14 protein-coding genes are annotated in these 13,263 nt (G+C 38.2%); 3 read left to right on the top strand and 11 right to left on the bottom strand.

The window, feature by feature from the left end:
• Positions 1-286: 286 nt before the first annotated feature.
• Positions 287-1,414 carry a helix-turn-helix transcriptional regulator gene (locus tag AB5627_RS04775; RefSeq protein ID WP_368369698.1) on the bottom strand — a complete coding sequence of 376 codons (1,128 nt, stop codon included), beginning with the start codon at positions 1,412-1,414 and terminating at the stop codon, positions 287-289.
• A 253-nt stretch (positions 1,415-1,667) separates the two neighbouring features.
• On the opposite strand from AB5627_RS04775, the gene AB5627_RS04770 reads away from it, so the two are divergent.
• Entirely contained in the window at positions 1,668-2,153 is a 486-nt protein-coding gene (locus tag AB5627_RS04770) for a hypothetical protein (protein ID WP_278643672.1), read from the top strand.
• A 162-nt stretch (positions 2,154-2,315) separates the two neighbouring features.
• On the opposite strand, the gene AB5627_RS04765 is transcribed toward AB5627_RS04770, so the two are convergent.
• From AB5627_RS04765 to AB5627_RS04750, 4 genes are all read right to left on the bottom strand, one after another.
• The gene (locus AB5627_RS04765; protein WP_117859222.1) at positions 2,316-2,555 is read right to left on the bottom strand and encodes an AraC family transcriptional regulator; all 240 of its coding nucleotides are present in this window, start codon (positions 2,553-2,555) and stop codon (positions 2,316-2,318) included.
• A gap of 93 nt (positions 2,556-2,648) precedes the next feature.
• Positions 2,649-3,977: a threonine/serine exporter ThrE family protein gene (locus AB5627_RS04760; protein ID WP_022288238.1), complete on the bottom strand. Its 1,329-nt coding sequence runs from the start codon at positions 3,975-3,977 to the stop codon at positions 2,649-2,651.
• A gap of 18 nt (positions 3,978-3,995) precedes the next feature.
• Positions 3,996-4,793, bottom strand: coding sequence for a DUF4866 domain-containing protein (locus AB5627_RS04755; protein ID WP_022288239.1), 798 nt, complete (start codon positions 4,791-4,793; stop codon positions 3,996-3,998).
• Between the two features lie 23 nt (positions 4,794-4,816).
• Complete coding sequence (locus AB5627_RS04750) at positions 4,817-5,719, bottom strand: LysR family transcriptional regulator (RefSeq protein WP_022288240.1); 903 nt, start codon at positions 5,717-5,719, stop codon at positions 4,817-4,819.
• Positions 5,720-5,872: 153 nt separating this feature from the next.
• On the opposite strand from AB5627_RS04750, the gene AB5627_RS04745 reads away from it, so the two are divergent.
• A complete protein-coding gene (locus tag AB5627_RS04745) occupies positions 5,873-6,568 on the top strand; it encodes a YoaK family protein (protein WP_022288241.1) in 696 nt (231 codons plus the stop codon).
• A gap of 195 nt (positions 6,569-6,763) precedes the next feature.
• Positions 6,764-7,555, top strand: a complete 792-nt coding sequence (locus AB5627_RS04740; RefSeq protein WP_267301034.1) for an alpha/beta hydrolase family protein — start codon at positions 6,764-6,766, stop codon at positions 7,553-7,555.
• Positions 7,556-7,688: 133 nt separating this feature from the next.
• Here the strand turns inward: AB5627_RS04740 and AB5627_RS04735 are convergent, their stop codons facing one another.
• From AB5627_RS04735 to AB5627_RS04710, 6 genes are all read right to left on the bottom strand, one after another.
• Entirely contained in the window at positions 7,689-7,850 is a 162-nt protein-coding gene (locus AB5627_RS04735) for a hypothetical protein (RefSeq protein WP_022288243.1), read from the bottom strand.
• Between the two features lie 371 nt (positions 7,851-8,221).
• On the bottom strand, positions 8,222-8,650 hold the full coding sequence (locus AB5627_RS04730) for a hypothetical protein (protein WP_022288244.1): 429 nt from the start codon (positions 8,648-8,650) through the stop codon (positions 8,222-8,224).
• Positions 8,640-9,086, bottom strand: a complete 447-nt coding sequence (locus tag AB5627_RS04725; RefSeq protein ID WP_022288245.1) for a DUF4869 domain-containing protein — start codon at positions 9,084-9,086, stop codon at positions 8,640-8,642. The genes AB5627_RS04730 and AB5627_RS04725 overlap by 11 nt, the downstream gene beginning before the upstream one ends.
• A 377-nt stretch (positions 9,087-9,463) precedes the next feature.
• Positions 9,464-10,414, bottom strand: coding sequence for a hypothetical protein (locus AB5627_RS04720; protein ID WP_022287081.1), 951 nt, complete (start codon positions 10,412-10,414; stop codon positions 9,464-9,466).
• The gene (locus tag AB5627_RS04715) at positions 10,404-10,865 is read right to left on the bottom strand and encodes a DUF4869 domain-containing protein (protein WP_022287080.1); all 462 of its coding nucleotides are present in this window, start codon (positions 10,863-10,865) and stop codon (positions 10,404-10,406) included. Before AB5627_RS04715 ends, AB5627_RS04720 begins: the two co-directional genes overlap by 11 nt.
• Before the next feature lie 529 nt (positions 10,866-11,394).
• On the bottom strand, positions 11,395-13,092 hold the full coding sequence (locus tag AB5627_RS04710; RefSeq protein ID WP_265290710.1) for a hypothetical protein: 1,698 nt from the start codon (positions 13,090-13,092) through the stop codon (positions 11,395-11,397).
• Positions 13,093-13,263 lie beyond the last annotated feature (171 nt).

Genomic DNA, 13,263 nt, shown 5'->3' with positions numbered 1-13,263 from the left:
AAAATTGGGGAGGTTTGAAAAAAATTTTTACCCATTGGCATAGAGTTCGCTTCAAGCTGTATAATGGGGATAAGCTCCTTGAACTCTTTTGGTTTATGTTATCTGAGTGAACCCTTGGTGCTTATAGGCGTTGTCACCACCGCAAGGTCTGCCACGCTGCTTTTCAGTGTGGCGAGAGCCTGTGGTGTTGTGTGGCCATTGTTTTGATAATAATTTAACTGTACCTTTATAAACTGAAATTTGTCGAACGAAAGAAAGGTTTTTGTTGTTTACTGATCATGTAAAATCATTGCTCAAATATGCAAGCGTACTTTGGATCTTCTGTAATTAACTTCTTTTCCTTCTCCGGAAAGGAAGTCGCAGTCTTTACTAAAAAGCTTGGCTCACATACAATTACTTTATGACCTGACGGATTTACAGATTTCAACAGTGATGAAGTAAAATGCTCATCGTTATTCTCATCATTTATGCTCTTATTATTCCGTTCTTCCGATCTTTTGAATTGTTTAATTTTCCATTGTTCAAATTTAATATATTGCTCAAACGCTGAATCAAAACAGTCCATGGCAACTTTATGATCTCCGATATTATTTGCGATTTTGACGCATCTCATATCTATAAAACATAAGTCACTGTGAAATCCATGGCATTCAGTACCTACTATTTTATCAAACAACTGTCGAGTCAATAAAAGAAGCTCCAATCCTTCTCGACTATTATTCAGCTCATTATTACACACTATCGCTTCATCAAGTGATTTTTGAAAAGCATGAAGAAGCTCTAACACTGCGTCTCCACGATATTGTTCAGCCCTTTTCTCATCATTTATACTGCCGATACTTCCTAAATTTCCTAACAGAACTTGTCTGCACAATTCAAGGTCGGGCTGTTCAGATGCTTTCTGCTCGGCTTTTTCATATTTACCAAGGCAGGAATATACGGATAATAACGGAATGATACACGATTGGTCATGAGGCAATAATTTCTCATACAGTTTAGCGGCTTCTTCCCAAAAGATATTTGGCTCTTTGCCTTTATTTTTCCAACCTTGCTTATTTAAAGCACAAGCAAGCTTGGTCTTAAAATCCACTCTGTCTGGAAACTCTTCAAGCCCTCTACGCATTAGAGCAATACACTCTGTCATATCATCGTTATTATTTATCAGCCATTGAGCCTTATCATTATATTCCTGAATTATTCTGTTCCTGTCATTATTATAGCCAAACAATTCATCGATCGATATATGGAAATAGTTAGCTATTGATGGGATCATCTCCATGTCCGGATAACCGCCATTTGCCTCCCACCTTGAAATGGCTTGTGGCGTAACACCTAAAGCGGTGGCTAGGTCCTCTTGCTTCCTTCCTGTCACCTTTCGCAGTTCTTTTATTTTCTCACCAATTTTTACTTGCATTTAAATACCTCCGAATTATTTTATCACCGGTGTACGCTAATTATAGCATAGAGATAAACTCAGGTCAATTATCAATTCGTTGTTTCGTACTCAATGGTTCGTTGCTTTATAAAAACGTCCAAGTGGACAACATCTCCCGACTTTGCCACTAAAAAATGATAAAATGGACAGAATATGCAACTGTCCAAAAATTGTTACCACAAATCTTAAAAAATATGGTATAATATCAGAAATACAGTTTGGAGGTGTGATTATGGAATCTGGAAAAAACAACAGAAACGAGGAAATGCTTGACGATTATATAGGCTACAGGCTGGCAACAGAAAACAGCTCTCAGCATAGTTCGTTCAATCTCAAAGGAATCGTTGTCGCTGTGTTGATCATCATAGGGATAGCCATGATCTATGACGCCCTGCGCCCCAAATGCGCACACTCAGGCTGTGACAATACTCCTGAAGAAGGCAGCTGCTACTGTTTGATACATGACCCTAAGTATTACAATAATAAGAACAGCTATACTCCAGTATTCACAACTGCTACAACATCACGTCCGAAAACCACTACAGCAAGCAGTTCAGCTACCAGAGCTACCCATAAGAATACTAATAAAACCTCAACCAGTAAATCTGCTGAGTATGATGCTCATGATTATGACGACCCAGAGGATCTCTATGAAGATCACTATGATGATTTCTATGACTACGAGGATGCAGAGGATTATTGGGAGGAGAATAATTGACTCTTTTTTCATACAAGAAAAAGCACAAATGCAAAAGACGTTCCATTTGGATAAAATGAAACGTCTTTTGTTTGATAATAGTTTTATCGTAGTCCTATAAACAAGAAAATGTAATTTCTACATGACAGACGGATAAATCTGTGAGATATTGTCCCGTATATTCTACTTTCTAAAATCTCTGGGACTGCACCCGTAGGCTTCTTTAAAGGCTTTTGAAAAATAGCTGTGATCGTCAAAGCCGCAAAGCCCACAGATAGCATTTATCGAGTCAGATGTGTTTTTTATCATATATGCCGCATTGCGCAGACGATAATTTTTTAGATATTCAAACGGCGACTGTCCTGTTATGTTCTTAAAACACCTCAGCACTTCGCTTTTGCTGACAAATGCCGCTGACGCCAGTTATATGTAATGGAGAATAGTATTAATAGGAAAGTGTATATCAATATAGTTTTTTCTGTGGATTCGGTATAGCTTTAGGCTTTGACTAAGATTTTAAGTACAACACCTAAATGACCTGTCCGTAATTATCCTAGCGAAGATAAGCCCCAAAGGCAGAGCTAGTATTATCAGCAGGGCAGACGCAAGCCATGACGCAGATGTTTCAAGGGACATGACGCCCAAATTATAGAAAGCCTTGTAAAGATATAATCCCGGAACCATTATGACTATGGACGGAACGGTTATGGATATTCTCGGATAGCCCACATACTTTTTCAGCAGCGAGGCGAGTATGCCTGCGGTGAATGCCCCCACAAACGCAGCAGCTGCCGGAGGAAATGAAACAAGGTCAACAAGTTCCAATCTCAGAGTGTTTGCAAGTGCACCTATAACTGCCGCAGAGGCTGCAAGCTTGACAGGGCTGTTGAACATAACGGAAAATCCGAAAACCCCGCAGAAACTTGCCGCAAGTCTGAACAGTATGAACTGCCATAAGGTAAGGTGCAGAGGCAAAAAGTCCATTGGCGTAAGGTGCAGGATAAGTGCCATTAACCACGCCGTCATTGTGGCTACAATTATAATGATGAGGGCGTAGGTCAGCCGCTCGATGCCCGAACGCATATCGAGCTTTGAAAGGTCTATGCCGCTTGTGATGAACGGAAAACCAGGTATAATAAAAAGCATTGCACATATGTAGCCTGCCTCATGCTGCATTTTTATATTGAAAAGTATTTTCGCAAGTTCAAACAGCCCTGCATATGAAAGGCACGCCGCCGATACTGAGGCAACTATTCCAAGCACAAGGGTAAGGTGGTGCTTTGTGAATTTGCTCCGCACATAATTGCCAATGCCTGCACCGAAAAATGCACATATCATCTCGGTCAGTCCACCGCCAAGCAGAAATGTGAACGCTCCGCAGGCAAGTGCCGCCGCAAGGCCCAAAACAGGCGGCGAGTAAAGTCCGTGTATCTTTTCGATATCGTCAAGTTCATTGTGGACCTGTTCGCAAGTCAAACTATCGCAGCGGCCGACAAAATCGTTGATGAAATTTTCAAGACGTGTTAGCTTTGAATTGTTTACTCCCGTGTTAGTAAGGCAAAGAGACTGCGAAAAGCAAGCCTCGCCGTCAAAACAGGTGTAGTTTATGGACATAAGCCCGATATCTGCTGTGCAGGTCAGTCCCATACATTCCGACATGGTGTTCATGGAACTTCTCACACGCCACGCTCCTGTTCCGCAGGAGAGAAACATCATTCCCACCCTGCCTATAACAGAGGCTTTTTCTTTTAGGCTCGCCTTTGATACTGGCTCGTCCTTTTCGGCGTCTGTGAAATCGTGCCATGGGATATCCATGTGATTTTTCTTAACTATAGTTTGTGACATTCAGTATCACTTCCGTTTTTAAAGATCAAGGCTGTCTGAGCCTGCTTTTTTCATCATTTCCTCACGGCAGGCAAGCACAATGCCGTCTATCTCGCTGAGGTGCATGAGCATTTTCTTTTCAAACTGATGAACAGGCAGTAAAACGCCGATCTCATCAAATGATTTTCCAGCCTTTTCGCCTGTTTCCTGTCCGTAATAGACCATTGCAGTTGGGGCAGTCTGCTGTATCTTGTGGAAAGTATTCCATATAACATCATAGGTCTGAGCCTCGGAAAGTCCAAGCTTTACAGTGTCAGGCAGGGCGTAAAGTATAAGCACGCCACGTCTTTTGTCAACACGCTTTTCCTTAATGTTCATTCCGTCGGTATAGACCCTCATAAGGTCATATCCGTCTGCAAGATAAAGCTTTGAACGTGGTGCACAGCTGTGGTTTTTGTACACATCACGAAATTTCTCGAACTCATGCTTTGTGACAAGCTTTTTCTTTTCTTCAATGACATCGCCTTCAGGGGTCGTAAGGAGTTCAGGATTTTTTCCGGCTTTTCCGTGAAAACGCTTTGGTATAAGGTAAGCCTCTCTCAGCAGATCGAAAAGACTTCTTCCACAAAGCTCCAGAAGAAGTGCACTTATATCACCGTTCGTATATGCGGTCAAAAGCACCTGCACAAGATGTTTTGGGTCAGGATCGGTCTGCATATCGTCGTCACTAAGGTGATCGTAAAGCACGCTGCTGAGCCTTTCGCAAGCTCCTTCCGATGCCATTATCCTTGAAAAAAACTGTTCGACTTCATTTTCTTTTGGCAAAACTGTTGGCATATTATTATCTCCTTTCATGTATGTCATATCTCAGCATTTGCAAACATATTACACTTTTTCAGTATCATTTTTTGTATCTCTGTAGCGGCGGCATTGAGTTTTTTGTCTGCATTTTCTGCAAGAACGATGCTCCTCTTTGGAAACTCTTCATCAGTTTTCAGAATATAAACATCGCCGCTTTGTGCCATTGGTTCAGGTATAAGACCTATGCCAAGGTTGCTTTTCACAAGCGGCATTATCTGATCGGCGGTTGCGACCTCAATATCCGGCTGAAAATCTATTCCATGCTGGAAAAAGAAGTCGGAATAGAAATCATATGTCCTTGTGTTTCGGTTAAGTGATATTATAGGGTGGCTGCAAAGTTCCTCAAGAGTGAGCGTTCGCTTTGCAAGATCCTTTAGCTTTGTGCTGCATATGATAAGTTCACGGAACTCTCTGAGCTTATGAAAATTCAGCGAGCCCTCTGTGCTTATCGGCGTTGTTACCACAGCGAGGTTTGCAATGCCGCTTTTGAGAGCAGTCAGTGCCTGAGGGGTTGAATGGTTCAGCAGCTTTATTTTTATTCCCGGATATCTTTCATGGAACTCATTGAGAAGTGGCAGCATAACGCCGTGAAGTGCGGTCTCCGTCACACTTATGGTGACAGTTCCGCTTTGCAGGTCGTTGGCTTTTGAGATCTCATCTTCGCCCTCTGTAATAAGTTCCACCGCCTTTGAGATGTGCTCGTAAAGTATCTCTCCCTCAGGGGTAAGCGTGACGCCGTTTTTCATTCGATTGAAAAGCGTGCAGCCAAGTTCTCCTTCGAGTATTTTTATCACCCTTGTGATATTAGGCTGATTTGTGAGCAGCACTTTTGCCGTTCTTGAAAAGCTGCGGTTCTTTGCGGCATAATAAAATATCTTATAATATTCGTAATTTATATTCACTTTATCACTTTCTTGCTATATCAATATTTTATATCTTCCATATCAATTATATATTTGACTTATATATCTGAGATAATTATAATGGAAAAAGGAGAAAATTAAAGTGCATAAAAATATTTTTCTTGTTAATTTTTTATGAAGGAATATGATAAAATGATGTTACGATCAAGAAAACAAATGTCTGAAACCAATATGCTCATGATACTTCTGACCATATCAGGGGGCTTGCAGGACGCATATTCGTATTTTGTGCGAGGTGAAGTTTTTTCAAATGCACAGACGGGAAACATTGTGCTTATGAGCACATATGTCGCAAAAGGCAACTGGCACAGGGCGTTGCACTATCTTATACCTGTGCTGGCGTTTGCAATGGGGATTTTCATAGCCGAGCGTCTGCACGCACGTTTCAAGGACGTGGGATTTATACATTGGCGGCAGATAATAGTTTTCACGGAAATGGTGCTGCTTTGCATTGTGGGGTTTATACCGCTTGGCGGTTCATACGATTTTGTTGCGAATGCACTTTCATCATGTGCCTGTGCAATGCAGGTGCAATCGTTCAGGAAAGTAAATAGTTATCCATACGCAAGCACGATGTGCATAGGAAATATGAGAAGTGCAATGGAATCCATAAGTGCATACATGAGGATAGGGGACAAGTCGCTGCTTAGGAAATCGCTGCAATATTTTCTTACGATATTCGTATTTGCCTGCGGTGCAGGAATAGGCGGAGCATATTCATTATACATAGGCAATGAGTTTATATGGATATCTTGTGCATTGCTGCTTATATGCTTTGTGCTTATGTTTATAAAGAGTGAGAATGATATGATGAGGGAGGATATGTAGGGCACATTTCGGTTAGTATTGTATTATAAAGGTCAAAAGCCGCAAGGTACGTTGGGACGAGGCTTTGACAGATGTGATTTTTATTTTTATAGGGAGAAATGATTTTGTGAGGGAAATTGAAAAATTTTTTCGCTGCCCCATTGGACAAACCTGATTTTATGTAGTATAATTATATAAAAAACAGGAGGAAAAGCTATGTCAAACTTAACGATCAGATTTTATTCAAATTGCCTGCGGAGATATACCACGTTTAAAATGTACCTGCCATGTGACATAAGGCAGGACTGGGGGCAGACAGATACGAAATACTCGGAAAACAGCACCAAAACGCTTTTCTTGCTGCACGGTTTTACAGGCGACGCAGAAAACTGGGTGCCTGAATATCTTGCGGACAAGTATAATTTTGCAGTAGTTATCCCCTCGGGCGAAAATTCTTTTTGGCTGGACGGACGCTCGACTGGTCATCAGTTCTGCAAATTCGTCGGCGAGGAGCTTGTGGACTATGTAAGACGAGTTTTCAGACTTGCGAAAGATGGCAGTGAAACATACATTATGGGTCTTTCAATGGGCGGATTTGGTGCGCTTCATACAGCATTTGCATATCCAGAAACCTTTGGCAAGGTTGCTGCATTATCTTCGGCTCTTATCGTACACGAAGTCGCAGGAATGTCAGAGGGGCAAGGCAATGCCACAGCGAATTATGAATATTACAGAGAATGTTTCGGCGAAACGTCTGAGGTGCTGAACAGCAGGAACAATCCCGAATTTCTTATAGACGAACTTCAGCGAGAGGGCAAAAATATCCCAGATATATTTATGTGCTGCGGTACAGAAGATTTCCTGCTTGAAAACAACCGTGATCTTCACAAATTTCTTGAAAGCAGAAACGTTTCTCACGAGTATTTTGAAAGCAAAGGCAACCACGATATGATGTTTTGGAGTGAGTATGCTGAAAAGGCGGTCAAGTGGATGTTTGAGGAGAAGTAAGAGCGGTGATGTCTTTGCGGTTTTTATGTGATAATATGAAACACAAGAAACCTCATACAAACTGCACAATATAAAAATACCCTTTGAGAAAGGGATTTCTCCTCTCTCAAAGGGCAGGTTGGCAAACTGGAATTTATCTGTCTCTTTCTTTATTTTTATCAGCATTTGCTCTTCTTTTTATTCTTAATATTAAACTATCAGGACTTTTCTTTTCTTCCGTATTTTTGCCTGCATTAGCTCTTGCTTTTATTCTTGATATCAAATTATTTGTATTTTCTTTTTTATTCTTTTCCATATAATTAACCTCCCTACAAATTCCGATTTGTATTTCTGTTTGTTTTAAAAATGGGCAACCCCGATTGGAATTGCCCATTAATTCTACAAATTATTATGTTATGGTTACTCCAACGTCTTCATCGTAGGGAAATACCCACACCGCCTTTTAATATTTTTTCAAAAGCTCGCAAATCCTTGATTTTACTGGGTTTGCGACGTTTTTGTTTTTTACGAAAGTTTATATATTCTCGCAAAACCTACGCCATTTTGGCGTAAAATTGGCGTAGGTGGATATGGTGGAGTGGTGGGATTCTACTATAAAACAGTTTAGATTTTATTGGGCTGAAAAAATTAAACAGCTTTTTTAGAATCTATCTTCCAACTCATCGTTTAAAAGCTTTTCTTTAATGATAATAGTGTTCTGCCATTGATATTCTCGCTTGACAATTCGTAGATCTCATCTAACTCAAGCATTAAGCCGGTGGGGTTTCGTCCTATTATTACATATTGGTTTTGCGCATCAAAAGCAATATAGTGCCTCATTTTATCGTCCAACAGAATATCTGCATTGTCTATTACAAAAAGCTTATCCTTCGAATTTTTTATCGAAGCTTTGTAATTCTTTTTTTGGTCAAGGTAATTAAAGCACCTTATTCTTTTATCATTTGCAGACAGTTCTTCAATAAATGAATACAGAGCGGATTTGCCAACGCCAGAGTCGCCTGTGATAAAAGTAACGTTGTAATCAAAATGTAGATCAATGATGAAGGAAGTGTGGGTAGTATTGATCTCTTGCATCACGATCGGTTTAATCTTCATCGCTCCACCACTCCTTCAATTCTTCATAATCATCTATTTCTCTGCATTTCTTCTTACTCTTATCATACACGTTCACTCGTGTCATATCAAATGATATAAGCGGATAATCACAACAGATTTTTCCTTCGTCAAGAGAATAGATCATATCAAGAGCATTATCACCACATTCTCTTATGTCAAAAATCTTATCAGTATTGTACATTATATTCAATACCGTCTTGCAACTACCGGAAAGCTTATCGGTGTTCAAAGTTGTCCCGTCAAAGCGTGATTTAATCGTATACGGCCCGGTCAATTCAGCGTGGTCAATTTTTTCAATTACTCTATTTGCCCTATTATCCAGCATTTGAGCAGTATATTTGTTAAAATAAACATCGTTCAATTTAACAGTTTCTATTGATTTGGGTATCTGACCGTGTTTATATATTGTAATCATTTATTACCTCTCTAACTGCAACATATCTTTTAAAATGGAACACTGATAAATTTGTCTTGCCTTATCTTCTGAAGAAAGCCTGTCTGTATCCAAACCGCAAATGTCGTGCTTGCCATTTCTTGTGTACATTCTGCTTGCGTTTTTATGAAGTTAAAACAATTTTCACGTCAGATTGGTTTTGTCAACGTATATATCCTGTTGCAAACAACGCTGAAAATCCACATTATTAGGATTAACGTAGATGCCCATACAGCCTGCCTCCTTGAAAATATTTGTTATTCCTATTATACCATTTTTCTGCGGGGAAAGCAAGCTGAATCGAAATAACAGCCACACCCTGTGCAATCAAATCAACACAGAGTATGGCTTGTCTATTATTATTCCATTGCATTTAAAATAGAATAAATATTTTGTTCGGATAAATATCCGGAAGGGATATGGCTCTTGTTCTCGTGATACTCAAGATTTGCTCTGCCATTAGTTTCTGCCACCAGCAATGCAGTAAAAAAACGCTCCCAACTGAAATACTCTTCACAATCTATATGTTCTGCCGGGTCAGCCAAAATCTCTTGAACATTATCGTTACGGTCAAAAATCGCCGAGCGAAGAATAAGCCATTCAAAACTCTCCGGCAAAAAAAGATCGATCTTATTATTTGATACAGACTTTAAATACATAAGCTCTTTGATTTCTGAACCAAGTGCCGCAGCGTCGGCTATTACAAGAATACGCTTACCTTTATGCTGTTCCAGTAATTTTACAATTCCGCTCTTTCCGTTAGAACTGATACATTCGAGATCGTGATCTTCAGTTGCTTTCTTAAAAAACTGAAGACCCGACCTGCTGTCTTCAACGATTACAATATCATACGGAAATGCTGATATATCATTTTTTGAAATGTTCTTATATATCTTCTCGAACTTCGGTTTTGCACCATTTTTATGGATCTTCCTGATAGCATCTATACTGTATGGAATTTGCGCCAACGGCTCTCTTGTTACAAGAACATAATAATTATCAGAACCCTGAATCGCTTTTGCAAACTCATAAGAAGATAGAAATGGTGTACTTTCTTCAACAAAAACAATGCTCTCGTGGGTATTTTCAAGAATGGTTTCCCAATTAGCATTTGACAATACAAGGCAAGGTTTACTGCACTTTAAAATTACACCACTTTGTTCATCAAGTTCGGAATAGTTTCTCACCATATTGATGAGTTTCGTTTTTCCAGTGCCACTGTCCCCTGTCAATATCGTTACATTTCTCTCAAGAGTAAAATTAAACGTTATGTGCCTGTTTTTTATTTGTATTTTTATTTTACCCCTCATTTTCTTCACCCCTCAGATATCTATCTGCAAGCATCAAATATTCAATTGGGTCTGTAATCACTTTTCTTTTCCCTTCATTTATTATTTTCACAGAAAAAGACTTTCCAAAGTCCATCAAATGATGCAATGATACCGTAATATCCTTGTTTTCAGCCATTTCAAGCAGATACTTTGAGCAGTTATCTCCGCAATTTGAAATATTGAAGATCTTTTTAGGCTGATTATATATCAGCAAAAGAGTCTTAACGCCCGCTGACAATTCCGTTGAATTAAATTTGCCAAAAATATCGTTTTCTATAAGATCAGGGCCAATTACAGTTGAGTCATCAATATCCTTAATGATCTTTTTTGCAAATGGTTCCATGACCCACATTTTATCATACTGATTTGCATAATAGACCTCAGTATTGTATATTTCTTTAGGGTGTTTTCCAAAAAATATTCTAAGCACAACACCATCTCCTTATAGCTATTATTCACAAGCAAAACGGACGTATACGCCCATACAGTCTGCCTTCTTGAAAAATTTTGTTATTCTCATTATACCATTTTTCTGCTGGGAAAGCAAGGGCAGAGTAAAGTCTGTCAGATAAAAAAACACCAATACAGCCGCCAAGCCATATCGGGGTCGATGATAAATTTCGGCAATAAAAAAGATAGCCAGACGCATCCGACTATCTTAGGCTTAGTCCGCAGACGTCAGCCGCTATTCTATATTATATTATACTACATCTGCATAAAAAATGCAAGTCCCCTGTAATGTCGAATCGGCACCAGGTGTGGCTATTATTTTGATAATAATTTAATGTACATCTACAAACTGGGAAATATCATTGTTTTTACATAAATCAAATTTAATTTTCCGTACTAAACATCAGTCCTACAAAACTGGGTTTTATTCGTATAACGTCAATCCTTTGTTTATCTAATTCTCTACATAAGAATCAGATAATATAAGCACAAATTCTTTCTACAATTGGTTATTCATTATTATCAGTACCACAGAAACAACAAAATCCTTTAGGGTAAAAGGCGTTCATTACAGAGATACCCTTTTTATCACATTCCCAGCAAGCTTCATCAGATACAGTCTTTTTATCAGCTCTATTATATTCAGCTAATTTTTTTACCATTGGATTTAATTCTTCTTCAATATACACCATTAATTCATTTTTAAAATCATTTAATTCAGAATCGTCAAGTTCGGATTTACTATCTACATAGATACCACCTAAATCATAATCTTCATACCCAGAACCATTGTGGTATCTAATTTCGGCTTCAAATAAATATTTATCATTTTCATTCGTTTTCCTACAGCTAATTGTTGCTGAACTATCTGAATCCATATCACCATCCAGCCAAAGACTAACTACTACTTCTATTTCAGATTCTTGTACTGCATTTGATTGAACTTTAAATAATATCTGTTCAGTTGTTTTCTCTTCAATTGCATATTGTTGACCTATGCTAAAACATGGATTAAAATATAATTCATCATAAATTTCGGTGTATAATTCATCTAACAACTCGTTAAATTTTTCTAGAACTCCATCACTCGTAAGTATCTCAATGCCTGTTTCCTCTTGAATTCTATCCCTCCAGTAGTTTTCTTCCCAATCTCTTTCTTTTTCAGCTTCTCGTTCTGCCTCTTGTTGTGCATTTATGGTCATATATTGTTCTTCTGAAAGATCTGATTCTTCAAATTTTTGATCTGCAATTTTAATATATGATTTTAACAATTCTACATTTTGCTTGATTTTTTGCATACTAATCCAATTTAATAACTTATTGTGAGCGATATGATTTCTATTCTTTATAAAGTCAGTAATTACTGACGATTCGAAATTAAAATATTGCTCAAAAATATCTTTCCATATGTCCACCTTTACTTTTCTTTTTTTCTGAATATATCCAAGCACTGCATCAGCACTCTTGTTCTTCTTTTCGTTTAGAGCGTTCCAATCAGCCGATGATATTGCAATATTTTCATCATAAATTTTTCCCTTTTTAATAATTTCTATCATTGTTTCTAGTGTCATTGAAAAAAACGTATCATCAACACCCTCATATTGAGGAGAAATCCGTCGGAAATCTTTTACAAGATTTTCATAACTTGAATCGTATTTCTCCATTCCTATTTTCTTTATCCAATCAACTCCAATATGACAAATCAGCACCTTATTTACCAGTACTCTCATTTCATTTTCCGCTTCAAACACCATTGGATAAAGCGTTGTACATAATGCCTCTGATTGCTCATCTGTCATCCATATACATCTATCCCAATCACTAATCAATCTATTCTTTATTGCAATTTTAAATTGTTCCAACAACATATCATATTCTTCTCTTGGTTCAATTTGCTCAAGTTTTACTTTTAACCTTGCTTTACTATCTCCATATGTATCAATTGTAAACGATGCCCGATATTTGGATTCCGATAAACAAAAATCAAACTCTTCACTTGCAATTCTTTGCAGGCACCCTATATAATCAATACTTCTTTCTTCTTCAAATTCCCCCACAACATCCGCAAGTACTTTTTCACAGTATTCTTTTCCTAAATATTCTGTTTCAGTAACAGGCATTTCTTCAAAATCAGAGTATTCAACCTCTTTGCTTTTATAAAGCTTTGTTATGTTTTTTATTCCACTAAATAATATCTCAATTATCATGTTTCTATCTTCTTTCCTTTGTTATATTGCGGATTACTTTACGAAATGATCCATTTGGAATGTTTTTAATGATTTTATTTCAATCTCATATCTTATTGTCCGCCAGACAATAAGCATCCAATGTCACAAAAACTTGATCAATTTCGATTTGTATTCCCTTTTCCTTATCCT

It is taken from the genome of Ruminococcus sp. RTP21198st1_G1_RTP21198_201120 (genome assembly GCF_040924265.1).
GTDB lineage: Bacteria > Bacillota > Clostridia > Oscillospirales > Ruminococcaceae > Hominimerdicola > Hominimerdicola aceti.
This window is presented reverse-complemented; position numbering and strand designations above follow the sequence as displayed.

Excerpts from the sequence above, each read along its gene's own strand:
- AB5627_RS04735 (WP_022288243.1), bottom strand. The coding sequence starts at position 7,850 with ATGGAAAAGAATAAAAAAGAAAATACAAATAATTTGATATCAAGAATA.
- AB5627_RS04720 (WP_022287081.1), bottom strand. The coding sequence starts at position 10,414 with ATGAGGGGTAAAATAAAAATACAAATAAAAAACAGGCACATAACGTTT.
- AB5627_RS04710 (WP_265290710.1), bottom strand. The coding sequence starts at position 13,092 with ATGATAATTGAGATATTATTTAGTGGAATAAAAAACATAACAAAGCTT.
- AB5627_RS04770 (WP_278643672.1), top strand. The coding sequence starts at position 1,668 with ATGGAATCTGGAAAAAACAACAGAAACGAGGAAATGCTTGACGATTAT.
- AB5627_RS04755 (WP_022288239.1), bottom strand. The coding sequence starts at position 4,793 with ATGCCAACAGTTTTGCCAAAAGAAAATGAAGTCGAACAGTTTTTTTCA.
- AB5627_RS04760 (WP_022288238.1), bottom strand. The coding sequence starts at position 3,977 with ATGTCACAAACTATAGTTAAGAAAAATCACATGGATATCCCATGGCAC.
- AB5627_RS04730 (WP_022288244.1), bottom strand. The coding sequence starts at position 8,650 with ATGAAGATTAAACCGATCGTGATGCAAGAGATCAATACTACCCACACT.
- AB5627_RS04725 (WP_022288245.1), bottom strand. The coding sequence starts at position 9,086 with ATGATTACAATATATAAACACGGTCAGATACCCAAATCAATAGAAACT.
- AB5627_RS04740 (WP_267301034.1), top strand. The coding sequence starts at position 6,764 with ATGTCAAACTTAACGATCAGATTTTATTCAAATTGCCTGCGGAGATAT.
- AB5627_RS04745 (WP_022288241.1), top strand. The coding sequence starts at position 5,873 with ATGATGTTACGATCAAGAAAACAAATGTCTGAAACCAATATGCTCATG.
- AB5627_RS04775 (WP_368369698.1), bottom strand. The coding sequence starts at position 1,414 with ATGCAAGTAAAAATTGGTGAGAAAATAAAAGAACTGCGAAAGGTGACA.